The organism is Paenibacillus sp. YSY-4.3 (genome assembly GCF_054767475.1).
The window spans coordinates 89,315-113,875 of record NZ_BAABMC010000001.1; the positions used below are offsets into that span (position 1 = coordinate 89,315).

At 50.2% G+C, this 24,561-nt stretch carries 17 protein-coding genes and 1 riboswitch; of the genes, 5 read left to right on the top strand and 12 right to left on the bottom strand.

The window, feature by feature from the left end; translation table 11 throughout:
* Positions 1-77 precede the first annotated feature (77 nt).
* Together ACYUJT_RS00395 and ACYUJT_RS00400 are read right to left on the bottom strand one after the other, a co-directional pair.
* Entirely contained in the window at positions 78-833 is a 756-nt protein-coding gene (locus ACYUJT_RS00395) for an ABC transporter permease (protein ID WP_460317918.1), read from the bottom strand.
* Positions 821-1,573 carry an ABC transporter ATP-binding protein gene (locus ACYUJT_RS00400; protein ID WP_460317919.1) on the bottom strand — a complete coding sequence of 251 codons (753 nt, stop codon included), beginning with the start codon at positions 1,571-1,573 and terminating at the stop codon, positions 821-823. The genes ACYUJT_RS00395 and ACYUJT_RS00400 overlap by 13 nt, the downstream gene beginning before the upstream one ends.
* Before the next feature lie 243 nt (positions 1,574-1,816).
* A riboswitch (FMN riboswitch) is annotated at positions 1,817-1,969 on the top strand.
* A gap of 128 nt (positions 1,970-2,097) precedes the next feature.
* Between ACYUJT_RS00400 and ACYUJT_RS00405 the strand changes: the two genes are divergently transcribed.
* The 4 genes from ACYUJT_RS00405 (at position 2,098) to ACYUJT_RS00420 (ending at position 11,357) form a co-directional block, all read left to right on the top strand.
* The gene (locus ACYUJT_RS00405) at positions 2,098-3,078 is read left to right on the top strand and encodes a DMT family transporter (protein WP_460317921.1); all 981 of its coding nucleotides are present in this window, start codon (positions 2,098-2,100) and stop codon (positions 3,076-3,078) included.
* Positions 3,079-3,226: 148 nt separating this feature from the next.
* A complete protein-coding gene (locus ACYUJT_RS00410) occupies positions 3,227-4,120 on the top strand; it encodes an SGNH/GDSL hydrolase family protein (protein WP_460317923.1) in 894 nt (297 codons plus the stop codon).
* A 180-nt stretch (positions 4,121-4,300) separates the two neighbouring features.
* Positions 4,301-9,304, top strand: coding sequence for a choice-of-anchor I family protein (locus tag ACYUJT_RS00415; RefSeq protein ID WP_460317925.1), 5,004 nt, complete (start codon positions 4,301-4,303; stop codon positions 9,302-9,304).
* 1,171 nt (positions 9,305-10,475) lie between these two features.
* Complete coding sequence (locus ACYUJT_RS00420; RefSeq protein WP_460317927.1) at positions 10,476-11,357, top strand: DUF6612 family protein; 882 nt, start codon at positions 10,476-10,478, stop codon at positions 11,355-11,357.
* A gap of 115 nt (positions 11,358-11,472) precedes the next feature.
* On the opposite strand, the gene ACYUJT_RS00425 is transcribed toward ACYUJT_RS00420, so the two are convergent.
* Both ACYUJT_RS00425 and ACYUJT_RS00430 read right to left on the bottom strand, forming a co-directional pair.
* Complete coding sequence (locus ACYUJT_RS00425) at positions 11,473-12,141, bottom strand: phosphatase PAP2 family protein (RefSeq protein ID WP_460317928.1); 669 nt, start codon at positions 12,139-12,141, stop codon at positions 11,473-11,475.
* A 604-nt stretch (positions 12,142-12,745) separates the two neighbouring features.
* On the bottom strand, positions 12,746-13,330 hold the full coding sequence (locus ACYUJT_RS00430) for a LysE family translocator (protein ID WP_460317930.1): 585 nt from the start codon (positions 13,328-13,330) through the stop codon (positions 12,746-12,748).
* Positions 13,331-13,443: 113 nt separating this feature from the next.
* On the opposite strand from ACYUJT_RS00430, the gene ACYUJT_RS00435 reads away from it, so the two are divergent.
* Positions 13,444-14,013, top strand: a complete 570-nt coding sequence (locus ACYUJT_RS00435; RefSeq protein WP_460317931.1) for a helix-turn-helix domain-containing protein — start codon at positions 13,444-13,446, stop codon at positions 14,011-14,013.
* Between the two features lie 148 nt (positions 14,014-14,161).
* Here the strand turns inward: ACYUJT_RS00435 and ACYUJT_RS00440 are convergent, their stop codons facing one another.
* The 8 genes from ACYUJT_RS00440 to ACYUJT_RS00475 all read right to left on the bottom strand — a co-directional run bounded on the left by ACYUJT_RS00440 (position 14,162) and on the right by ACYUJT_RS00475 (position 24,463).
* Complete coding sequence (locus ACYUJT_RS00440; RefSeq protein ID WP_460317932.1) at positions 14,162-15,004, bottom strand: sugar phosphate isomerase/epimerase family protein; 843 nt, start codon at positions 15,002-15,004, stop codon at positions 14,162-14,164.
* Positions 15,001-15,699, bottom strand: a complete 699-nt coding sequence (locus ACYUJT_RS00445; RefSeq protein ID WP_460317933.1) for a rhamnogalacturonan acetylesterase — start codon at positions 15,697-15,699, stop codon at positions 15,001-15,003. The genes ACYUJT_RS00440 and ACYUJT_RS00445 overlap by 4 nt, the downstream gene beginning before the upstream one ends.
* Positions 15,699-16,520 carry an alpha/beta hydrolase gene (locus tag ACYUJT_RS00450; protein WP_460317934.1) on the bottom strand — a complete coding sequence of 274 codons (822 nt, stop codon included), beginning with the start codon at positions 16,518-16,520 and terminating at the stop codon, positions 15,699-15,701. The genes ACYUJT_RS00445 and ACYUJT_RS00450 overlap by 1 nt, the downstream gene beginning before the upstream one ends.
* 14 nt (positions 16,521-16,534) lie before the next feature.
* Positions 16,535-17,935 carry a glucuronate isomerase gene (gene uxaC, locus ACYUJT_RS00455; protein ID WP_460317935.1) on the bottom strand — a complete coding sequence of 467 codons (1,401 nt, stop codon included), beginning with the start codon at positions 17,933-17,935 and terminating at the stop codon, positions 16,535-16,537.
* Between the two features lie 46 nt (positions 17,936-17,981).
* Positions 17,982-19,469 carry a UxaA family hydrolase gene (locus ACYUJT_RS00460; protein WP_460317937.1) on the bottom strand — a complete coding sequence of 496 codons (1,488 nt, stop codon included), beginning with the start codon at positions 19,467-19,469 and terminating at the stop codon, positions 17,982-17,984.
* 14 nt (positions 19,470-19,483) lie between these two features.
* Positions 19,484-20,896 carry a tagaturonate reductase gene (locus ACYUJT_RS00465; RefSeq protein WP_460317939.1) on the bottom strand — a complete coding sequence of 471 codons (1,413 nt, stop codon included), beginning with the start codon at positions 20,894-20,896 and terminating at the stop codon, positions 19,484-19,486.
* A gap of 130 nt (positions 20,897-21,026) precedes the next feature.
* Positions 21,027-22,022, bottom strand: a complete 996-nt coding sequence (locus ACYUJT_RS00470; protein WP_460317941.1) for a LacI family DNA-binding transcriptional regulator — start codon at positions 22,020-22,022, stop codon at positions 21,027-21,029.
* Positions 22,023-22,132: 110 nt separating this feature from the next.
* The gene (locus tag ACYUJT_RS00475; protein ID WP_460317942.1) at positions 22,133-24,463 is read right to left on the bottom strand and encodes a helix-turn-helix domain-containing protein; all 2,331 of its coding nucleotides are present in this window, start codon (positions 24,461-24,463) and stop codon (positions 22,133-22,135) included.
* Positions 24,464-24,561: the final 98 nt, after the last annotated feature.

Sequence of the window (24,561 nt, forward strand, 5' to 3'; positions counted from 1 at the left end):
AAAAATCCGGGACTTCTAAGGCCCCGGATTTTTGCTTTAAATCATATTATTAATGCTTCACGCTCTGGCGTACATCATTATAATTCGACGCGGCGCAGACGCAAATCCTTCGTAAACCATTGGCGATAGCTGAGCGTGCTGAGCAGGATGCTGGTAATGGCTGCGGAGCTGGTAAAGGCAAACACGATCAGGATTTGATAGCGAACCGCCTCGACGGGATCGGCTCCGGCAATGATCATACCGGTCATCATGCCCGGCAGTTGGACGAGTCCCACGGTTTTCATCCCGTCAATCGTCGGAATCATACTTGATTTCACGGAACGCTTCATGACATCCTGAACCGATCTTCGAGCGGTTGCGCCGAGGGACAGGAGCGTTTCAATTTCGCCGCGCGAAGCGTGGATATCGCGTTTGAACTGATTCAGGAACAACCCGGCTACCACCATTGCGTTGCCAATGGTCATGCCGCTGATCGGAATGATGTATTGGGGGGTTGGCTCTATGATGTCCAGACCCAGCAAGAGACCCATCATGAGCAATTCCGTCGCCGAGATGGCGATGGCTACTCTCCACCAGATACCTTTTAACCCTTTGCCTCGCTTGGCGGCATTGCTGGCAGCGACGGTAATCATGAATATGACGATAGCTATGATGAATAACGGATGATTGCTGTTAAATACGAACTGAAGCACGTAACCGACGAGCAGCAGCTGCGCAGCGGCGCGGATCGTTCCGATGGCGATATCTTTTTCCAAACCAAGCTTCTGCCATACGGAGATCAGCATCGTGACCATCACGAAAATAATCGTAAAGCTGAGTGCTAAGAGAGACATAATTCACCCCTGTCCAGCGGCTGGTTCAGAAACTTACGGGCAAGTTCTGTCTCGGGCTGCTCAAAAAATTGCTTCATCGGTGTTTTCTCCAACAAGGTGTGATTACCCATAAACCAGACATGATCACTGATCCGGGCAGCCTGCTCCAGTTGATGCGTCACCCAGATCATAGCGGTGCCTTCCTGGCGGTGCCATGCTCGGAGCAGTTCTTCAATCCTTTGAGCGTTGCTCTGATCCAGCGAAGCCGTGATTTCGTCGAGCAAAAGTATTTTTGGCCGCAGCAGGAGAGAACGTATCAAGGCGATGCGCTGCTTCTCTCCGCCGGATAAATCAGCCGCATTTTTGCTGAGGTCGATCGCTTCAAGGCCTGCTTGCGCAAGCAGTTTGCTCACAAACGGAGCGTCGTAAGGAACGCGGTGCAATTGATGTACCGTCCGCAAATTATCCTCGACGCTGCCGGGCAGCATGACGGCCTGTTGGGCCACGTAGCAGACAGCTTTACGCCACTCTATAGGGTCGACTTGCCTGGAGGATATGCCCTCTAAGCGGATATCGCCTTCGTCGGCTGCATCCAGCAGAGACAGGATTCGCAGTAAGGTGCTTTTCCCTTGTCCCGACATGCCAAGGAGGGCAACGCGGTCGTGGCTGGCCACGGATGCGCTGGCATTGCTAAAAAGAAGAGATCCAGGCGAGTCCGCATGGCTCTTCTTCAATTGTTCCAATTCAAGCAGATTAGGCAAATGATGGGCACCTCTTTTTCCGGATATTTATATAGAACATTTTAACAAATCTTTTTAGAATAAAAAGTGGCTACACAACGTGTGAAAAAATGTTATAATAGTTGAAAGTGAAATGAATTTACATGAAATATATCATGATATGATTTCAAATGTGACTTCCTTCATAGGAATAAGCGTTAATTTGTAGTATTCTAAATTCAAAGCAATAAGACAATTTTTGAAATACAAAAAACGAAATTGAATATGGATCTTCGGGGTAAGGTGAAATTCCTGACCGGCGGTGATAGTCCGTTCCTTGAACGGCCTTCAGCCCGCGACTCCTTGTCTGAATTAGGCAGGGACTGATCTGGTGAAATTCCAGGGCCGACGGTAAAGTCCGGATGGGAGAAGATCAAGGATAAGCATGCTGTGGATTTGTCATGTCCAGGCAAGCTTATTTGATCAGCCCCCGTACAGGTCGACGTTGTCGATCACGGGGGTTTTCTGCGTATAAGACTCCGTATTCAAGGTAAGGAGACCGCAAGATGGAAAACGTAACTGTAGGAGTCAAAATCAAACCTTCGCTGCCGCTGCAAGCCGCCCGCTCGAAAAGCGGGTTCTGGCTGGTCGTTCTCGGAGCTGCCCTCTGGGGTGCCGATCCGTTGTTTCGCATCATACTGCTTAAGTCGCTTACATCCGCACAAATCGTGCTGCTGGAGCATATCATTATCGCACTAATCGCCATTCCGGTGATGTGGAAGAATCGCCAGGAGCTGCGAGGATTGGGCTGGAAGCAAGCCGGGGCCCTGCTCTTTATATCATGGGGCGGATCGGCCATAGCTACCATTTTGTTCACGATGGGACTCGTTAACGGCAATCCGAATGCCGTCCTGCTGCTGCAGAAGCTCCAGCCGCTGTTTGCGATCGTGCTGGCAAGGATGCTGCTGAAGGAACGCTTGCCGCGTCATTTTTCTTGGCTGATTATTCTGGCTCTGGGCGGTACCTATCTGCTGACCTTCGGCTTTACGCTGCCGATCGGGCACTGGAGTGAAATCGTGCACGTCAGCAGCCTGCTGTCGCTTGGCGCGGCGGCTCTGTGGGGCGGTTCTACGGTGATGGGCCGTCTGATGGTAGGCCAAATGAAATACGAGACAGTAACCTCGCTTCGTTTCCTGCTGGCATTGCCATTGTTGTTCGCGATCACCTGGAACGAAGGGGCTGCTTGGAACATTCCTACGGAGTCTGGTGCTTTTGCGGCCGTATCTTTGAACTTGCTCGGTCAAGCGCTGCTGCCAGGCCTGCTCAGCCTGCTCGTCTACTATAAAGGGCTGACTACGACTAAGGCCTCCGTCGCCACGCTTGCAGAGTTGAGCTTCCCGATGGTCGGGGTGCTTATCAACTGGATTGCCTTTCAGGAAATGGTCACGGTCGCTCAGGCCTTCGGATTTATGCTGATTTGGGCCACGCTGTTCGTTATTTCCCGACAATCTCAGGCGGCGCCTGATGCAGCACTTAAGTCTTCATAATTCATATAGAAATGATTGCTTTTTAGATCGATCATCATCGTTGTCTTCTGGTGGAAGGCAGGTGGTGATCGATTTTTTTAGCGACAGTCCCCCGCAATGTACGGTAAAATACTTTTAGACCTAAGTTGGCAGGAAAGGTGATGACGGTATGGGCCATTTAAAGAAGCGAATCGTATTTCTAGGCGACAGCATCACGGAAAACGGGGGATACATTCGATATTTGGAAGCGTATTTTTTGGAAAATCCGCCGCAAGGGGATTTGGAGTTCATCAATCTCGGCGTTGGCGGAGAGATGGTTGCCGGGATGTCCGAACCGGGTCTCGAGGAGCCTCGTCCATGGCTGTTCGAGCGGCTTGACCGCGCGCTGGAGGAGAGCAGCCCGGATTGGGTTTTTATCTGCTACGGCATGAATGACGGAATTTACTATTCTTACCGGGAGGACATTTACGAGGCGTATTGCAGCGGGATCCGCAAAGCTGTTGACCGGGTAAGGGAGACAGGGGCAAGGGTAATTCTCATGACTCCGCCGCCGTTCGATTTATCGTCGGTTCCGGCAGAGCGGACTCCGCTTGGGGAAGGCGCAGAGGTGTACGGGTATGACACTCCTTACGAAGGATATAACGATGTGCTTGGGCGCTTTGCCCAGTATATACGCCAATTCGGTGGGGAGTCGGGTTATACCGTCGTCGATCTCCGGGATGCGGTCATGTCGTATATTCAATCCCGCCGGGAAGAAGACCCTGACTACATTTACGGCGATGCCGTTCATCCTGAAGACGACGGGCATTGGGTGATGGCGAAAGCGATTCTCCATTCCGTATTTCATGTTGAGTTGGAACATACTCCCGAGTGGGCGGCCAGCAATGAAGGAGAATTCATCCGGCTGCTGACGGAACGGCGTTATTTATTAAGTACTGCATGGAGAGAGCATGTGGGACACAGCAATGCGTACAAAGCAGAGACGCCTCCACTGAAAGAGGCGCTGCGAATCGCGGAGCAAATGACTGTGAAATTGGATGAGCTCTGTCATATTCGCAAGTGATATGGCAATAAAGTATAACAAGGCCAGCGGATTCATCTTCCTTACAAGAAGAAGCCTGCTGGCTTTTTGTATTTGCGATCAGCTGGGAAATTTACATAATGCGGCAATATTAAAGCGTTAGAGATAACATTCGTTCTATATGATGGGGGCGATTATGAACATAACACGGGGAGGGACATTATGTTACGAAATACGGGCGGGAGAACGATATCTTTACTGCTGGCAGTTCAGCTTCTTGCCGGCTCTCTATTTACGGGGGCTGCAGCTTATGCCGAGGATTATGGTGCAGCATTAGAAGTATCAAACGTTGAAATCCCCAAAACTGATGCCGGACAAGCGGATTATGAACAAGCTGCGGCGGCATATTCTGTAACGCAAAATGTCTACAATGCGGCGGCCTCTTACGATTTTACAGACAAGCTCTATATTCGCAAAATCGGTTCATACCAGGTCGGCTCTACGAACAAGGATGGCGGCGTGGCCGAGATTGTGAAATACAATAAGGGGAACAGAAGGTTCTATCTCGTTAACGGTTCTTCTAATCCGCCGAGCCTCGATATCGTCAAGCTGGCTGGCGGAGTTTTAACGAAGGAGAAGACGATTCAAGTTAAGGAATTGGCGGAAACGGACGGCTTTCAATACGGAGATTTGACCAGTGTCGATATTCATGCAGAAACAAAGCGGATAGCCGTAGCGGTGCAGGAAGCAGATGCAGCCAAAGCGGGCAAAATTCTCGTTATGGATGAGGACGGGAATTTGCTGACGTCCTACGAGGCCGGCGTACAGCCGGACATGGTTCTGTTTACGCTGGACGGACGCTATATACTGACGGCGGATGAAGGAGAACCGCGCCTCGCCGGAGTAGATCCGGAAGGCAGTGTTACAATCGTCGACACGCTGACTGGAGAAGTGACGCATGTCAAATTTGACGATCCTGCGGTGATTGACGATGCGGTTCACATCCGAGGAGCTTCCGGTGCAGACGGCAGCATCACCGGTCCGGGGACAAAGGCGGACGCCGTATTCGATTTGGAGCCGGAGTACATTGCCCTATCGGCAGATGGAGAGACTGCCTATGTGTCGCTGCAGGAGAACAACGCGATCGCTGAGATCGATATCGCTGCCAAGAAGGTAACAGCCGTGCGGGGGCTAGGCGTGAAAGATTTAAGCGACCCGGCCAATTCATTGGACTTGGTGAAGGATGGGACGATCAAGCTGGAGAATGTCCCTTTCTTCGGCCAATATATGCCGGACGGAGTCGCTGCCTATGATTTTGGCGGCCAAACCTATCTGTTTACGGCAAATGAAGGAGACGTCACCGAATGGCCAGGCCGGATGAACGGCACAACGCTTGGCGAGCTGCGAACCCGGCTGAACCCCGGCTCTGCGGCGGCGCAGTTTCTAGAAGGAAACGGAACGGTTTACGATAAAGTCGAAGTCGCGGGCGATATGGGAAGTGACGGGGTTTATTTGTTCGGGGGACGTTCTTTCTCCATATGGAATGCTGCGGATATGCGGCTTGTGTATGATAGCGGCAATGATTTTGAGCAAATTACGGCTCAGCGCCTCCCGGATAATTTCAATGCGAGTCACAGCAAGACAGAGAAGGACGACCGCAGCGGCAAAAAAGGGCCAGAGCCCGAATACGTCACGGTAGGCCGGGTCGGGGACAAAGTGTTTGCTTTCATCGGGCTGGAGCGGATCGGCGGCGTTATGACCTATGATGTGACTAACCCGGCAGCGCCGGAATTTGTCAATTATACGAATACGCGCGATTTCGGCGCGGGCTTGGATACCGATACAGGTCCGGAGGGACTGGAATTCATTGCTGCGCCAGACAGTCCGACAGGCCGCCCGTTGCTGCTCGTCGCAAACGAGGTAGGCGGCACCGTGGCCGTCCTTGAGTTGGAGGTTACTAAGGTAACTTTGAATAAGACGGACTTGCATCTTAATTTAGGCGAAGCCGGGGAGAAGCTGACGGCTGTGGTGGATGCCGTCGGCGTTGGCCAAATTGGCGTGAAGTGGACCTCCTCCAATGCCGGTGTTGCTGCAGTAAATGCTGATGGACTCGTTACGCCTGTTTCTGCCGGGATCGCAGAGGTTACGGCAATCAGCGACGATGGCTATGGCATGGCTATGGCGAAAGTTACAGTGAGTGAGGCTGCCGATGCAGACTGGAAGCTGACGGTTATGCATACGAACGATACGCATGCCCATTTAGCCGATGTCGCGAGACGCGGAACACTCGTCAGGGAAATTCGCGAGGAGACGGCCGGAAACAGTCTGCTGGTCGATGCTGGGGACGTGTTCTCGGGAGATCTTTATTTTACTAAGTGGCTGGGGCTTGCCGATTTGGCATTCATGAATAAACTGCAATATGATGCGATGACCTTTGGCAATCACGAGTTTGATCGGGGAACGGCCGTGCTTGCCGATTTTGTGAGCCAGGCACAGTTTCCGCTGGTGAGCTCGAATATTGATTTCAGCAAGGATAAACATATGAGCTCATGGATTAAATCACCCAAGACGGTGGCAGCTGGCATTCCTAAGTCGGCCGGGGATGCCGGCGTGTATCCGTATGTCGTATTTGAGGTAAACGGCAAACGTGTTGGCGTGATGGGCTTGACTACGGAAGATACGAAGGAAACATCAAGTCCTGGTAAGGACGTTGCGTTTCTTCCTGCTGTGGAGGCTGCTGCTGAGACGGTAAAGGCGATGGAGCAAGAAGGAATTCAGATCATTATCGCCTTGTCCCATCTGGGCTACAGCCGGGATAAACAGCTCGCTGGCGCGGTGGAAGGGATCGACTTGATTGTTGGTGGCCATACCCATACGAAGCTGGATGAGCCGGAAATCGTCCTGAACCCGGGCGGCAGTGCGCCGACGGTAATCGTGCAGGCCAATGAATGGGGAAAATACTTGGGCCGCGTCGATCTTTATTTCGATCGTGACGGCGTCGTGCTGACGGGAGCGGGCCAAACGTCCGGAGGGCTCATTCCCGTAGACGGCCAGGTAGAGGAAGATCGTGAGCTGAAAGCGATGCTGGAGCCGTATAACGCCGAACTGGACGTGCTCAAGAAGCAGGTGATCGGGAATGCCGGCGTTGCGCTCGACGGTGAGCGTGAGCATGTGCGCTCCAGAGAGACGAATTTGGGGAACTTCATTGCCGATGGCATGCTGGCGAAAGCGAAGGCTCTCAAAAATGCGGACATTGCGCTGACCAATGGCGGGGGAATTCGCGCCTCCATTGATGAAGGCGAAATTACGATGGGCGAGCTGCGCACGGTGATGCCGTTCGGGAACACGCTATTTATTTTGGATGTCACCGGCAAACAGCTTAAGGATGGACTTGAAAATGGCGTTAGCGGCGCCAAGCTTGCCGATCTGCCGGGTAAATTTCCGCAGGTCGCTGGGATGAAGTTCAAGTGGGACCCGGGAGCTCCGGTTGGCAGCAAAGTGTACGATATCCAGATTCAAAGCGGCGATCGGTACATCCCGCTGAACGAGTCTGCAACTTACCGTTTGGCAACTAATAGCTTCGTGGCTAATGGGGGAGACGGTTATGTATCTTTTGCCGAAGCGATTGCGCTTGGTGCGTACTATGAGGATCTTGGATATCCCGACTATGAAATCTTTATCGAGCACGTGGAGCAGCGGGGCGGGACGGTCAGTCCCCGTGTAGAAGGACGCATTGTTGAACAAGCGAAGCCTGTAGGCAATCCTGGAAATGGTAGCGGGGGCGGCAATGCTGGTGGCGGCAATGGGAATGGGAATGGGAATGGGAATGGAAGCGGATCTGGAAATGGAAATGGAGGCAGCAGTACCGTTGGCGGGAGCCAGGGAACTGGCAAGAATGAGCCGGATAAGGCTAATGGCGCCGGTGGAAACGGCAGTCAGGGTGGGCATGTACTGTCTGGTGAACAGCTGCAGCGGACGAAAGAAATAACAGCGGACGGCACGGAAATGATCCGGATTACCGCGCGGCTGTCTGACGTTGAAGCCGTTCTGGCGGCCGCTGAGAAAGGGAACCGTGAGATCATCATACAGGCGGAGGATAAGAGCGCTGCGGGATCGGGTTCCGCTTTGCAGGCAGTGAAGGTCTCACTTCCGGCAGAGGCGCTGGCATCGGCGGCCGCTAGAGACAAGAATCTTGTCTTGGTCATCCGTACCGCATCGGCGAGTTACCGACTTCCGCTGCATGTGCTAGGTTTGCAGCAGTTAGAGGGTGCTAACGGCGCACTGGATTTGGGGGATGGGGGTGTTTCGGTCAATGTTATCCTGGCCCCCGTTGCAGGGGAGAAGTTGCAGCAGATTAACGGTAAAGCTGCGGCACAGGGAGCGGCAATCGTGCAGGGTACGGTCATTGACTTTAAAGTGACCTTATCCGGGAAAGACGAGGAGCGGGAGATCAGTTATTTCGGGCTAACTTATGTCAGTCGGACGATTGACATTCCCGATCACTTTGCCGATAAGCCGTTAACGGCGGTGCAATATGATGAAACGACGGATGAATTGCTCTTCGTGCCTGCGGTGAGAATACGCACGGATGAAGGAATAGCACTTGAAATCAAACGCCCCGGCAACAGCATTTATGCTGTGCTGGAACACCGCAAATCGTTTGCGGATATTCATGGGCATTGGGCCGAGCAGGCCATCGAGGGCTTGGCTTCGCGAATGATCGTCATGGGGACGGACGAATCTACCTTTGCCCCGGGGCAAGCGGTGAACAAAGGCGAATTTACGGCTTTGCTAATACGGGGTCTGGGATTGGCCTCGGTTACAGCAATCGGGGACAGCCAATTTGCTGATGTCGGGCCAAATACGCCTTTTGCCGGGGAGATCGGCACTGCTGCACAGTACGGTATTGTGACCGGCGATGAATCCGGCCGTTTCAATCCGGAGAAAGAGTTAAACCGCGCCGAGATGGTCGTCATGGTCGCCCATGCGCTCCGACTTGTGGACGGCAGCGATGGAAGTAATGTGCCGGGCTCGTTGGCGATATTTAAGGATCTGCACGCCATTCCTGCTTGGGTGCAGCCCGGGGCCGCCTATTTGGCGGACCGTGGAATCGTGAAAGGCAACCCGCAGGGCAAGTTCGAGGCACAAGGGAAGGTAACTCGCGCCCAAGCTGCAGTGATCTTGCTGAATTTGCTCCGAGAGCTTAAATTTGTGGATGCAGCATAGGGCACGGGGATCAAGTAGGTAGGTGGTATAGGGAACGGAGATCAAGTGGGTAGGTAGCATTAGGAACGAAACTAAGTGGATAGGAAGCACAGGGAACAGAACCAAGTGGATAAGAAGCATAGGATTGGGCACACGAGAGGACGCCGGGAGGCGTCCTTTTTGGTTTCTGTTCTTGTGGCTGAAGCTTATTTTTTGCAAGGGCGACAGTGATAAGGTCAGGGGTTTGGCCGTGTGGACGATCTACTATGCATTTCGAAGGAGGTACCCGACTGTTGGGGTTAGCTCGCCCGTTAACCAATTAGCTCGTTAGCCGCCCGTGAGCCAATTAGCTCGTAGCTCGAATCTAACGACTCTCATCCACGTTATTTGTACCAATTTGCGCTTATTTTACATCTAACGACTGTCAGCCACGCTATTTACGGTTTATTTTCTGCTTGGAGCAGTAAAGATTGAAATAGCGTTCCCTAGTGTCGTTACATTCTGACAGAGGCTATTTTTAGACAAATAGTGATCGTGAGAATCGTTAAAAAGTTTCGGTTACGGTCTAAGTCACATTCTCGATCCAAGTCACGTCTCAGTTACAGTCTAAGTTAGTTTCAGTCTCATGTCTGTGCGTCGCGCTAGTTTCACGTTCCAAGTCACATTCTCGATTCAAGTCACGTCCCAGTTACAGTCTAAGTTAGTTACAGTCTCATATCTGTGCGTCGCGCAATTTCTCGTTCTAAGTCACATTCTTGATCCAAGTTACGTCTCAGTTACGGTCTAAGTTAGTTACAGTCTCATATCTGTGCGTCGCGCAATTTCTCGTTCTAAGTCACATTCTCGATCCAAGTCACGTCTCAGTTACAGTCTAAGTTAGTTACAGTCTCATGTCTGTGCGTCGCGCTAGTTTCACGTTCTAAGCCACGTCTCGGCCACGCTCTCGGTCTTGTGCCTGCGTCTCACGTTCGGTCTCACGTTTCAGCCTTACGCCACGGTCTTTCGCCACGTCCTCACGTCTCGTGTAGGTTCAGTATCATAGTTTGCCACTTATGTGCAGCAGCAATGGTTTGCTAGCGAGATGGTGAAGGATCTTTCTTGTTATTGACAACGATAGGGCGTATGGTTACCTTAAATAGAAATGATCGTTAAGAACTGGAAAAATGTCTTTTACTGTAGGAGGATATTTACCTTGAACAAATGGATGGCGATTTTATTGACGGGTCTCATCGCGGCGGTGGTCGTTTCAGGCTGCACAGCGGACTCAAATCTAGAGGCGGTTAATCCAACAACAGTTGGGGGGAGCGAGAGCAACAAAGACTCGAATGTGAATACCACCACTTCGAATCCAAGCTTACCGGAGGTGGGAGTGCTTATACAACGGATGAACGAGGCTGGAAAGGAACTCAATAGCTTCTCGACCGAAGAGGATGTGTATCAGATTATTGTTAACAGAGTTTCGAATACGGCATCTACGGAACAAATTGTCGATTCGTTGACGAGAAGCGATATCATTAAAGAGCCGTTTCAGATCCATTCAAGCACCCAGACGAAAATGCACACCGAGGACATGTCCATGAATATGGAACAGTACGTAACGAAAGATGCCATATACATGAAGTTAGGGAAAGACTGGATGAAGATGAATGAAGAGATGAGAGTCAAAGCGATGCCAAGTATGGAGGAAGCAGGCTATCCCTGGCGGCAGCTCGAGCCGTATCGATCCGTGGAGGACGCCATGGAAGTCAGTGAAGAAGGGGAGCACTATGTTATTCGAGCTAAGCTAAACGACAGCCAATTGTTAAAGTTCGCCGAAAGCTACAGAAACCAGACCAATGTTCACGGAGAGCCGCTGATGGATAATTACTCTGATTTAAAAATCAGAAAGGCAAACTTAGTGTACACCGTTCACAAAGACACTTATTACCCGGTCGAAATCAGTTTATCCACGGACATGGATGTAACGATGTCAGGTAACACGTTTTCCATTGAAACCGAAAGGCGGAGCAAATACTCCAATTATGGTGAAATTAAAGAAATCAACATACCGCAGGAAGTGTTGGCAGCCCCATAAATTAGAACGCACCCCATTACGGGGTGCGTTTTTTTGTGAAGATATTAGAAAGTATAAGTACCTGGAGTCTTCTTGGTATATACGTCGATAGACATTAATCTTTTTTCGATACCTATTAGCTGTTCGAAATTTCGCGGGCCGATTCCCGTACGATCGGATTGGCTGGGGAAGGGCTTGGGCTCACCGCGAAAACCCATCTTCGCACCACGAAATACAACACTTCGACCAGCACGATGGCCCCAACAATATCCAGGAGTACATGTTGTTTAACGAACACCGTGGAAGCCGTAATCGTCCAGGACGCAATAATAATCGTCCACTTGGACAAAGCGGACCAATTGCATTCGGCCAGCCCTTTAAGCATTAAATAACTGGTCAGGACATGAATGCTGGGAAAGCAGTTGTACGGCCCGTCCGTCATGTAAATGAAATTGACCAGCCAGTAGGTCAACCCCGTTTCGGTAATTTCCGGGCGGCCTACAGTCGTCTGGTAGAAAAAGAAAGTGATATAACTGGCGACGAGTCCCAGGCAAAGCGTGAGCAGCGTGCGATAGTACGTTGTTTTATTTTTAATGAAATAAGCGAAGAGCATACTGATGATGAAAGGATACCACAGAATATACGGAATAATAAAAGCAGATATGAAAGGGATGTGGTCATCCCAAGGGATCATCAGGCTTCTCACCGTCGTATTGCCGTGATTCAATACCCCATAAAAAATATTAAGCACCGGAATGGCCAAAATCCATAATAGCGGCTTGTAATCCGCAAGCTTCCTCTTCAATCCATTCGACCCCTTATCACCATTTTCTGTATATATGCTACTCCATAGGTATATCAAATGTGCAGGAAGATTACCATTAAAAATTGTCTAAGATTTGTTTAAGAAATCATTAATGAAATCTCAAAACAACTTATGGTTCTTAAGCACTAAAAAGGGGGAGTTTATTATTTATGGGTAAGTTTCCCTAAAAAGTAAGCCGAAATGTGTAATACGGGTTATTCAGGTATGAAATTATTCATAATGGTGGAAATAAAGCTCTTAAAAAATTAGAGGTGATTCGTAACCTGAGTTTCAATATAGGAGTTGGATTTGGATGATAGAAATGAAGTATATTTTAATGCATTAGTTATTGATGAAATATATCAAAGTGAAGAAATCATATTACAGTTTGTATTTCCTTTTCTACAAATCCATTCACAATGATTGTATGGATAGAAGATACGTTGAATGATCTAGAAAAAAATTTAAGTAGGCTATATGATTCAATGTGGTATTGTAACAAGTGTCTATAACCAATTTAAGTTAGAGTTACAATAGGCAGGTCAATTATGGAAATCACCATAATCGACCTGTTTATTGTTTTTCGCAAAATCTCCCCTACCCACTACTTAACAAGTATCGCAAAAGCGCTGTAAACCAATAAAACAGCCATGATCAGATTAAACGGCCGTCTGTAGCGCATGATGACCTTTTGCAAAATAGAGCCGAATAGACTCCAGGTGAAGGTACTCAGGAAACCTGTGACACCTAACAATACGGAGAGAAGAAAATAGCTTAAGTACGAGGTGTAATAGGGTACGATAAAGGTCCCCACTAAGGTAATGCTGAATAAGATGCCTTTCGGATTGACGAATTGCAGCAAGGCGCCGGTGATGAAGAGATTGCTTTCTCTGTTATCTCTTGATTCTCCCATATCTTTACTGGTCAATATTTTATAAGCCAAAAACAGCATGTAGCCTACGCCAAGCAGGGTTAAAGGAAGTTCAATCACGGGCAATACGCTGGCAAGCAGGAGGTTAAAGAAACTGCAGCATAGCAAGGTGATTATGAAAAATCCGCTGCCCACGCCCATACTGAATTTCACGGTTCTTTTTAGTCCCCGATGAGCCATGGCCATAGCCATAATGTTGTTGGGGCCTGGGGTGAAGCTGGATATGAATACAAAAAGCAAAAACGAAATGACGGGCATAAAGATCTCCTTCGCAAGATTATATGTTAAGATATACTTAACGGACGCTATAACGACCGTTGTGCTCTATATTATACATATCGGACGTTATATTGTATATAAGGGGGAGGCATATGGAGGAAATCCATCTTATTCTTGCGCGAAATTTAAAGGCCATTCGAGAAAAGGAAAAGTTAAGCTTGGAGAAGGTTTCTCAGCTGAGCGGCGTAAGCAAGACGATGATCGGACAAATCGAGCGTGGCGAATCAAGCCCGACCCTTACGACCATTTGGAAAATCGCTAATGGACTGAAGGTTTCTTTTACTGCGCTCGTCCAACAGTCCCAGCCGGAGACGGAAGTCGTTATACGAAATGAATTACAAGCATTGACGGAGGATAACGGGAAGTATAAAGTGTATCCCTGCTTTCCTTTCCAGGAGGATCGGCGCTTTGAACTTTACCAGGTAGAAATTGAGCCCGAGGGGACGTTGCAGTCGGAGGCCCACAGAGAGGCAACGGAGGAATACATCATGGTTTATGATGGCGAGCTTATCCTCCGCGTTAATGAAGATGAATATAAATTGCAGCAGGGTGATTCCATCAGGTTTAGGGCAGACAGGCCGCATACTTATGTTAATGCTGGAAAATCGCTAGTCCGGCTAAGCATGACGATCTATTATGCACCGCCGTCACATGAGCTTTAAGTTAGGCTCACAAGACCCTACAAAAACCCCCGGTTCAGATTACCGCTAACGCGGGCTGAACCGGGGGTTTTGACGTGCTTAACGCGACTACTCGCGCCATGGTTTTATGTTCAAAAGTGGTGCTGACACTTCAAGGCTTCTGTTTACACTACACTTCTTCATACAACCTTCTTAGAAACTCGACGCTCCCCGCCAAATGCGGTTCGGTCGTACTCTCCATGAGGCCCTGGATATGAGGCCGTTCGTATTTCATATAGCGGAGAATCGGCTTGAATTTGAGCATGCCCTGGCCGACGGGAACTATTTCGATTCGTCCGTCCTTCACGACGAAATCCTTCAAATGGAGGACTGCGATACGATCACCCAACAGCTCCAGCGCTTCGGCAACCACTTCGTCTTGCCGCATATAATTGTCCGGCGACATTAGGTTTGCGCAGTCGAGAATGATCTGCAAATTGTTCGAAGGAATCGCATCCAGCAAGCGCCGGGCCAATGGGGCGGTGTGAAGGGGGTGATTTATCCCCGCTTCGATGCCTACCGTGACGCCAAAGCGTTCAGCTTCGGCAACCATTTCCCGTACCGCAGGGATGACCCTCTGGAAGGCTTCCTCAGTGAAGTTGTCGGTCGTATAGCCATTGCCGACGCTGCCCGTCTCCGTGCCTACAAGGCTGGCACCAAAATCTCTGGCTAAGCGGATATTGGTCTTGAAGTCGGCCAGCGCTTGGGCTTCCGTCTGCGGATCGGGTGCTACGATATTGACATAGCAGCCCAGCACGGCAATTTGAATGCCTGCCCGCCGGAAGGCGTTGCCGTAGTAAGTCGCTGTCCCCGGACTCAAAGCGGAAAGGCGGGGAGCGCTTTCCGGAAAAGATTTCTTAATCGCAAATTGAATATGCGAGAACTCGTATTGCTGCAGCTTCTGAATAAGATCCGTCAATGGAATTTCTCCGAAATCATGGGCGCGAACGCCGAGATGAAAGGGAACCGTCATGTGATCTCTCCTTTTAAATGCTGCTTTAGAGCAGATAGTTCAGCTGATTGCCGGATGGCTAGTGCAACGAGCCTGGCGATTTTCCGTGCTCCTTCGTCCGAGAAATGGGTGTCGTCGATAATGCCGGATGGGTAATTCGGATGGGCCTTCTCCGGCAGGTGCATAAACAACTGCTTCGAACCTTCTGCCCCTAATGATTGGTAAAGCTGCTGCGAAGCCGCATAAATATCAAGCAGCGGCGTGCCAGTCTCTGATGCGACTTCCTTCATCGCGGAGGGATACTCGCCTACTGCGAATGGGTCAAGGGTGCCATCTTCCAAGAAGCGGCGGCGGCTGACGGAGGTCAGCAGCACAGGTATACCGCCCCGCTCGCGGGCGGAGTTAATGAAACGCTGCAAATTTAAGCGGTATTCCTGCTGCGGGTCGGCGTAACGGCTCGGGTCTTCTATTTTACCGTCATTGTGTCCGAATTGGATGAACAGGTAGTCGCCAGTTCCGAAATCGCTTTCAATATCCGCAAGCCGTCCTTCATTCAGGAACGATTTCGTGCTTCGTCCGTTAATGGCCCGGTTATCCACGCGAATGGAGGATTGGAAGAACCCTTGCAAATATTCGCCCCAGCCGGTCATCGGCTTCTCGGCAGCCCCTTTCAGAGCGGCGGTGGAATCGCCGGCGATAAACAAGGTATGGCTCATCATAATCCCTTCTTTACATAGTGGTGTTGACTCAACCAATTCTCGGCAAGAGGGAGCCATTGCCGCACGTGGGCATGATCGTCCGCGAGGCCGAGGCCGTGGCGTCCTTCCTCGAATACATGCAGTTCAAAAGGAACCTTATGACGGGACAGGGCCCCCGCAAATAGCAAGCTGTTCTCGACGGGCACGACGCTGTCATCAGCCGTCATCCAGATGAAAGTAGGAGGAGTGTCGTTTGTAACACGCTGATCGGATGACCAGGCATCCAGTAATTCCTTCTCAGGACTTGCCCCCAGAAATTTCCGCCGGCTGCCTTCATGGGTATACGGTTCATGGAGCGAGATTACAGGATAGCAGAGCAGCAGCAGATTCGGCTTCACCGATCCTGTAGTCGCAGCAATGGAAGCCAAATGACCTCCCGCAGAGGAACCGATTATCCCGACTTGGTCAGGGATAACATTCCAATTTTTAGGCGCCTCCCGCACCCATTTGAGGGCATCCTCTACATCCTTGATCAGGTTGGCAAACTCGAAATCGCCCACCTGATAATGCAGCACACCGGCATGAATGCCCAGGCTGTTCAGCCAGCGGGCGATTGGCTCGCCTTCATGGCCAGCCAAATGTTCATAACCGCCACCGGGCAATACGAGGATGAAGGGACGGGCTTCGCCGCTATCCTCAGCCATACTGTGCTCCGTGTCCGTGGTGTCTGAGTCCCCGCTAGACTCTGTTACAGGATAGAGAAAGAGAAGGGAGGTTTCCAGCGGAAACTTCCCTTCCTCTTTAATTAACTGCTCGTTGCTTGCGCAAACCAAAAGCATGAGCGCCGTCTCCTTTACTTGGCAGAACTGAAGCCAAAATAGTTAGCTGCGTTGTTATAGGAAATGTCCTCAACCAGCTTTCCGAGCAGCGCAACGTCATTTGGCGCTTCTCCGCGCTCCACCCATTCGCCGATCAGCTCGCATAGGACTCGGCGGAAATATTCGTGGCGGGTGTAGGACAGGAAGCTGCGCGAATCGGTTAGCATCCCGACGAAGTTGGCCAATACGCTGTTATCGGCAAACATTGTGAGCTGATGGCGCATTCCGCTACGAGTATCATTATACCACCAGCCCGATCCTAGCTGCAGCTTGCCTGGCGTATCTTTCTGATAGCAGCCCATCAAAGCCAGCATCGCCGGGTAGTCGTTCGGATTCAAGGAGTACAGAATCGTCTTCGGCAGACCTTGCGTGCTCTCTGCGCGATCCAGCAATTGCGAGAGCGACTCGGTGAGCGACAGGTCGTTAATGCCGTCATAGCCGGTATCAGGACCTAGCTTGTTGAACATCGGCGTGTTGTTGTTTCTGTATGCATGGATGTGAAGCTGCATCGTCCAGTTCATTTCATGGTACATGCCGATCAATGCGGACAGAAGCTCTGTGCGATAAATCGTTATTTCTTCTTTGGAAAGATCGTCCCCAGCTAGCCTTTTCGTAAAAATACGCTCTACGGCGCCCGCATCCCCGGCTTGATAACGAAGCACGTCAAGGGCATGGTCCGACAGGCGGCAGCCGTGCTCATGGAAGAACTGCACGCGATTCTTAAGCGCGTGGACCAAGTCGGGATACGAAGCTACTGAAGTGCCGGCTGCCTGCTCTAGGCGTCCGATCCAGTCCTTGAAGCCCGGTGCGTCGATGTTAAGCGCCTTATCCGGACGGAAGGTCGGGAACACCTGGAAGTCTTGCTCCTCTTTGCTCAGGGCTTGATGATACTCCAGGGAGTCAACCGGGTCATCCGTCGTGCAAATGATCTTCACCTTGGAAGCCTTGATGAGGCTGCGGCGCCGGAAATCCGGGGAGGCAAGCTTCTCGTTCGCTTTCTCCCAAATTCGCGGTGCGGATTGTTCGTTTAACAGCTCATCGATGCCGAAGAAGCGGCGCAGTTCCAGATGAGTCCAGCTGAACAGCGGGTTGCCGATCGTTTTCGGCACGGTTCTTGCCCAAGCGAGAAATTTATCGTAGTCCGATGCGTCTCCGGTAATGTGGGATTCCGGCACGCCGTTGGCGCGCATCAGGCGCCATTTGTAGTGATCCCCGTAGAGCCACGCTTCGGTAATATTCTTGAAGTTCTTATTCTCGTAGATTTCCTTCGGGTCAAGATGGCAATGATAGTCGATGATCGGCATATTGTCAGCGTAGTCATGGAACAGCGACTCGGCCATATCTGTCGTTAACAGGAAGTTATCGTTTAGAAACATACCGCTTGGCTCCTTTATGGTTATTCGAGATATCCTATAAGTCCATTTACAGCGTGACGCCGGTTTTGAAGATCGCCAGCTCGCGCACTTCGTTCTGTTCGTTGCGAGTTGGCTGGCCGCTGGCTACGTCGATTACGTAATCGATGAATTCCTCGAGGACTTGTTCCATCGGCGTATCAAGCAACTGGCCGGCATTGAAGTCCATCCAGTGCTTCTTGTTATTATAAATGTCATTGTTGGTAGCGATTTTCATCGTCGGCACGAAGCTGCCGAACGGCGTTCCCCGGCCGGTCGTAAACAGAACGAGCTGGCAATCGGAGGCAGCGAGAGCAGAGGAGGCGACAAGGTCGTTCCCCGGTGCCTGCAGGAGGCTAAGCCCTTTCTTGCGCAGCTTCTCGCCGTACTGCAATACATCGACGACCGCAGCAGTTCCGGCCTTTTGCGTACAGCCAAGTGATTTGTCCTCCAGTGTGCTGATGCCGCCGGCTTTGTTACCCGGGGAAGGATTCTCGTAGACCGATTCCCCGTGGGACAGGAAGTACTGCTTGAAATCGTTGATCAAGTGTACGATATCCTCGAAGACCTCCTTGTTCTCTGCGCGGCCCATCAGCATTTTCTCTGCGCCGAACATTTCGGGCACTTCCGTCAATACGGATGTTCCGCCCTGAGAGATCAAGAAGTCCGAGAATGCGCCGAGCAGCGGATTCGCCGTAATGCCTGAGAAGCCGTCGGAACCGCCACACTTAAGGCCGACATTAAGCTCAGCAAGCGGTACAGGCTCACGGTGGTCATTTTGCGCCGCAACATAAAGCTCCTCCAGCAGCTGCAAGCCGGCTTCTACTTCATTTCCGACTTCTTGGGCAACGAGGAACTTGACGCGCTCTTCGTCATAATCGCCCAATATGCTGCGGAATTCAGCGACGATGTTGTTCTCGCAGCCGAGGCCAAAGACGAGTACGCCGCCGGCGTTCGGATGATAGACCGCATCCGCCAGAATGCTGCGCGTCATACGGTGATCGTCTCCGAGCTGTGAGCAGCCGTAAGGATGCTTCAATACAGTAATATTGTCAAAGGTACCGAGATCCGGATGGATCGCCTTGAACTCCTTAATCATCAGCTCGGCAACCCCGTTGACGCAGCCTACCGTAGGAACGATGAACAGATCGTTGCGGATGCCGACTTTGCCGTTCTTGCGGCGATAGCCCTGGAAGGTCAAATCGCGTTTCGGGTGCGTCACCGGATGGAGATCTGGAACATACTCATATTCCTCTTCGCCCGCCAGGTTCGTCGCCAAATTATGCGTATGCACCCATCCGCCGCGCTGAATTGCGGAAGTGGCATGCCCGATTGGGTATCCGTATTTGGTTACTACATCGTTAGGCTCGAAGCTGGTTAAGGCGATTTTATGGCCTTGCGGAATATCCTCGAGCGCCTTGAGTACCTCATTGTCGAAATTCAGCTCTTCCCCTGCGCTGATCGGTCTTAAAGCGACGGCTACGGTATCGCGGGGATTCATCTTCGTTAGTCGTTGCATATTCATCATCTCTCCTAAATCAATTGTTGTAGTGCAGCCCGGCTGCCGGATGCTTCCAACTGCTGCAAATATCCTTCGATGGCTTGCACAAGGTTTGGTACCTTGGTCAAATCTTCGCCCCATAAGCTCTCGTCTTTGAGGATCGTTGCTGCTAACGATTCTGGATGGCTCCAAGCTTCGTCAAAGACAGCAATAACCTCGGCGCCGTCCTGGCGCTCGATCTTGTCGCCGCGGTAGCTGAACAGCAAAGCGGCAAAGGAGAGGGTAGTGAGCTTTGGAAGCTCTCCTTTTTCCTGTTGATAACGAAGCAACACAGGCAATAATCTCGTTTTGAACTTGGAAATGCTGTTTAATGAAATCGAAGTCAGCTCATGACGGATGAACGGATTTTTAAAGCGCTCCTGCACGGCTTCCGCATAGGATTGCAGTTCTTCCTTCGGCAGATCGAGCATTGGGATCAACTCGTCCTCGATCAGCTTCTTTACAAAGAGGGAGTACGTAGCATCGTTCATGACGTCCTCTACGGTCTCCAGTCCGGCCAACAGGGCCAGCGGAACCATGGCCGTATGCGGTCCATTGAGCAGGTGAACCTTGCGCTCCCGGTAAGGAGTCATGTCATCGGTAACGACAACGTTTAATCCGGCTTTAGCCAGTGGCAGGCGCTCGGACAAGGAGGCAGGTCCTTCAATAACCCAGAACAGGAACGGCTCAGCCGTAACCATCAAATTATCCTGATAGCCCAGTTCCTCCGCCAGAGCTTCTGCTTTATCGCGCGGATAGCCCGGCACGATCCGGTCAACCAAGCTGCAGCAGAAGGTGTTTTCTTGCTCGAGCCACTGAATGAAAGCATCGCCTAGCTGCCAATCGTTCGCATATTGCAGTACGATTTCCTTCAGCTTCTCGCCGTTGCGGTCGATCAGTTCACAAGGGATGATAGTAAAGCCTTTTTTGCCTAACTGAAAACGTTTATGAAGCAGCGCCGTCAATTTTCCAGGGAAACTCTTTGGAGGAGCGTCGGCAAGGCGGTCTTCAGGACGGTAAGCGATCCCGGCCTCTGTCGTGTTGGATGTGATGAATTCAAGCTCATCGTTTTCCGCCAATGCGAGATAACCTTCGTAATCGGAATAAGGGTTGATGACACGGCTGACGCTAGTAATGATCTCATGGTCGTTTACTGTTTGCTGCTGCATAATGCCATTTAACAGCACAGTGTACAGGTAGTCCTGCTTCGCCAGCATCTCGCCCAGGCCCTGCTCAATCGGCTGAACGAGTACGGCGCTGCCTTGGAACAATCCTTTCTTGTTCATTTGCTGCAGCTGCCAATCCACGAAGGCGCGCATGAAGTTGCCTTCGCCGAATTGAATCATTTTTTCTGGATACACGGGCAAGTCAGGAAAGGTAGTTCTGGAAAGTTGTTGTTGTGTCATAATGGATCGTTGTCTCCTTTTTGTGATTAACGTCATAATGCACACGTTAACAATTGTATTTAAAAAAAAGAGTAATCTCTTTTTTTTAAGAATAAATATGTGAAGATTTGCCGCCTTAGACTTATAAGGCTTAAATTGTGGCTACCGTTTGCCGGACCATTAACGCCGTCTTGACGAACAATTGCTCCGGTTTGCTGTCGGGCTGCTGCATTAGTTCGATCAGTTTCTTGGTCCCTAGCTCGCTAATATCGGCAATCGGCCTCCGAACCGTTGTTAGGGCAGGGTTCGTGTAGCGGGCGAAGACGATGTCGTCGAATCCGATGAGCGACAACTGAGACGGGATGGGAATACCTTCGGCAAAGCAAGCATTCATCGCGCCGATCGCCATGTCATCATTGCCGCAAAACACGAGCGTAGGCGGATCAGGCAAAGTTAACAAGCGGGACATCGCCGTGTAGCCGCTCTCGATGCTGTAATCGCCGTTAACGAAATAATCTGCAACAAGCGGCAGGCCTTGCTCCATCATGCTGTCCAGGAAACCCTGCTTGCGTTCGGTGGAGGATTTGAAGCCTGTCTTGCCTTCGATCATCGCCAGCTTGCGGTGGCCTTGGGAAATCGCATGATCGATCGCTTCCTTGACGCCTTCGCGGTCATTCGCGATAACGTTCATGATGCTTGGATCCTCCAACTGCCGATTCAGGACGACCAAGGGAATGCCCATCTTCTTTACGTGGTAGATGAAGGCGTTGTCCGCATCGCTCTGGCTCATCACGAGAATGCCGTCAAAGCGCTGGGGGATGATGCTGTCCAGATTGTGGATGCTATCGATTCCGTTCACGGACAGGTTGTAATTCTCGTCCAGCACATGGTTGATTCCCTTGATGACTTCCACGAGAAAGCTGGCCGAGGTTCCTTGGTCGATACTGGAGAAGAAGAGGCCGATTGTATAGGATTTCTTCATCACCAGGCTCTTAGCGTTGTAGTTCGGCACATAATTCAGTTCAGCGGCGATCCTCTCAATGCGATCCCGGGTCTCCTTCTTGATCAGAGGGTTGCCGTTTAGCGCCCGGGAGACGGTCGTATGAGATACACCGGCTACCCGGGCAATATCTTTAATTGTAATCATAGAACCTCACTATTTTTGAATCTCAGTAATTGTTAACGATTTCATTGTATATCCGCACGCCATATAAATCAAGCGTTTTATGTTATGCACACGTGAAAATTTTGTGCAGATTACATCGTTTCGTCCAATCCTGAATTCTGCTTCTTGGACGCGGCATGGCCATCGCGATACTGCCCCGGCGTCATGCCTTCCTGCTTCCGGAACGACCGGATGAAGTTCTGAGAATTGTTATACCTTAGCTTGGCGGCGATATCCTTAATCGGCATATCTGTTTCCTCAAGCCATTTCTTGGCCATTTTGAATCGGTACATCGTCAGATATTCACTGAAATTGTACTGCGTCTCCTTGCGGAAAATGCTGCTAATATAGTTGGCGTTATAATGGAGCCTGGATGCGCACTCTTCTAGCGTAAGATCCGTATCGTAATAGTGCTGAACCAAATCGATGATCTTCTCAGAAATGTTGTGATATTGGGCATTTTGCCTGCTGTTGAATATTTTGATCATCGGATGGATAACTACGGTCCAGAACCAGTCCTCGATTTCCGCAACGGTATGCAGATCCAGCATCTCTTCGAATAAGGAGCCGTTCGCATGATAAATTTGATTCAGGCTGATTCCCGACTCCTGCATCATAATCAGCAAGTTGTTCAAGAGCCTAGTCAGCGGAATTTGATACTCCTGCGGCGTAAGCTCCAGCGTAAAGATCGATTTGAACAACAGGCGCACAAGTTCCTTCGCTTTATCGGTTTCCGCCAGCTTGATCGCGTCCATCAAGTCATTTTCTTTATGAGTCGGATAATTCAAGTTCAAATAATGCTTGCCCGAGTTAATGTTCTCATACTGAATGATGACGCCTTTGCCGAGCTTGATCCGATGCTTTAAGGCTTCCAGGCTCTCCCGGTATGCGGTCGATATCTTATGCACGGAATGGAAGGGCAAACTTAGGCCGATGCTGACCTGCAGCTTCAAATAGTTGTTGATTTCCTGCTGCAGCTTCTCCGTAAGCGAATACAGCGTCTGGTGGAACGAACTCTCGTCCGCATCGGTGCTGCCGATCAAAGTTACTACCGTTTGGTCAATCATGACCGGGGCAAGCCGCTGGCTGGAAGGCATCAGTTCCTCAATCATGTTATGGGCAGCGAACAGCAGGAGATTCAGATCCTGTTTCTCATAAGCGGAATCATCGCAGAAATCGATCGACAAGGTAAATACAGCCATCGTTTTCCATTCCTCAACCTGAGTCAGGTAACCAAACTGCTCCAGTTCCTCGATCAATTCTCTTTTCTTGAGATGTCCATTAAACGCTTTGATCAGGAAGAAGGTACGAACCTGCTGAATATGCTGGCGGACTTCCTTCTCCAGCTGCGATTTGGATTGGAAGAGATGCTGAACATGCTCCCCAATCACTTGAAACTCGTTGGCATGCTTGGATCTGATGTCTGATTTGCGCTGTCCCATCTGGTTAAGCAATCTCTCGATCGGCGAATACATGCGGCGGGAACCGAGCCAGGCTATCGAGATGGACAATAGCAGCATAAATAAACAGACATACAGCGTTAACGTACCGATTTTACCCGATTGTTTGGTCATGCTCTCAATGGAGGTTACCGACAGGTAGACCCAGCCGTTCATTTGTGATTTCAGGTAAGTAACCGAATAATCTTTTTTATCGATGAACGTTTTGAATTGCCCTGAAAGCGCAGGGGAATCGGAAATCGTGGAGATTTCATTGAATCCGCTTTCACTTACAGGTTTGCCAATCATTGAATTATCTGGATGAAGAAGAATACGGTTATGTTCATCCACAATCATAATGCTGTCGAAAGGCTGGATTTCCGAGTTGATGAAGTCCTTCAAGCTGCAGACAGGGATGTTGGCCATCGCTAGCCCGTATTTATGCAGCTTGGATGTCGGAAGCCTTTTGATCAGGCTAATATTGTAATCGCAGTTCGCAACATTCAGGCTTTCCTCGCTATAGAACCAAGCGGAGGGGGTCATGACCCAAGACGTATTATCCGGAGTGTTAATCAAATTAGCAAGCTGTTCATAATTTTTGTATTGATCCAGACGGTACAGCCCGGAATTTTTGATCATCCAGTTTTTGCGCTGATTGATGAGAACGACGTCCTCGAGCTTTGTATCAAAGGACTGCATGTTGCGGATTTCGTTTCTCAGATCGTTATACAAAATGAAATCGCTCTCATTTAACGGATTGTCAAGTGCCCTTTTTAATACGCTGGAGTTAACGACTTGATTTAAAGTTTGATTGACTGTTGCTAATTTATGCTCTACATTTGAATTGATTTGCAGGATAAGTTCCATTTTACTTTTGTTCACATTTTTTTGAATCTCGTTAGAAGACGTCAAATATGAAAATGAACCGATGAACAACACGGGAAGCGTACTGATGACAAAGGCGAAAAGCGTCAGTTTACTCAAGAAACTTAGTGGTCTCACAAAACTTGCACCTCTGCTCGTGTAGAAGTAGTCAGTATAACCTGCATTTTGATGAATAATAACAATAATCATCTCATAAC

What these genes read in the sequence shown, in the direction of transcription:
- ACYUJT_RS00395 (WP_460317918.1), bottom strand. Translation starts at nt 833, where the DNA reads ATGTCTCTCTTAGCACTCAGCTTTACGATTATTTTCGTGATGGTCACG.
- ACYUJT_RS00405 (WP_460317921.1), top strand. Translation starts at nt 2,098, where the DNA reads ATGGAAAACGTAACTGTAGGAGTCAAAATCAAACCTTCGCTGCCGCTG.
- ACYUJT_RS00410 (WP_460317923.1), top strand. Translation starts at nt 3,227, where the DNA reads ATGGGCCATTTAAAGAAGCGAATCGTATTTCTAGGCGACAGCATCACG.
- ACYUJT_RS00415 (WP_460317925.1), top strand. Translation starts at nt 4,301, where the DNA reads ATGTTACGAAATACGGGCGGGAGAACGATATCTTTACTGCTGGCAGTT.
- ACYUJT_RS00430 (WP_460317930.1), bottom strand. Translation starts at nt 13,330, where the DNA reads ATGCCCGTCATTTCGTTTTTGCTTTTTGTATTCATATCCAGCTTCACC.
- ACYUJT_RS00435 (WP_460317931.1), top strand. Translation starts at nt 13,444, where the DNA reads ATGGAGGAAATCCATCTTATTCTTGCGCGAAATTTAAAGGCCATTCGA.
- ACYUJT_RS00440 (WP_460317932.1), bottom strand. Translation starts at nt 15,004, where the DNA reads ATGACGGTTCCCTTTCATCTCGGCGTTCGCGCCCATGATTTCGGAGAA.
- ACYUJT_RS00445 (WP_460317933.1), bottom strand. Translation starts at nt 15,699, where the DNA reads ATGAGCCATACCTTGTTTATCGCCGGCGATTCCACCGCCGCTCTGAAA.
- ACYUJT_RS00450 (WP_460317934.1), bottom strand. Translation starts at nt 16,520, where the DNA reads ATGCTTTTGGTTTGCGCAAGCAACGAGCAGTTAATTAAAGAGGAAGGG.
- uxaC (WP_460317935.1), bottom strand. Translation starts at nt 17,935, where the DNA reads ATGTTTCTAAACGATAACTTCCTGTTAACGACAGATATGGCCGAGTCG.
- ACYUJT_RS00460 (WP_460317937.1), bottom strand. Translation starts at nt 19,469, where the DNA reads ATGCAACGACTAACGAAGATGAATCCCCGCGATACCGTAGCCGTCGCT.
- ACYUJT_RS00465 (WP_460317939.1), bottom strand. Translation starts at nt 20,896, where the DNA reads ATGACACAACAACAACTTTCCAGAACTACCTTTCCTGACTTGCCCGTG.
- ACYUJT_RS00470 (WP_460317941.1), bottom strand. Translation starts at nt 22,022, where the DNA reads ATGATTACAATTAAAGATATTGCCCGGGTAGCCGGTGTATCTCATACG.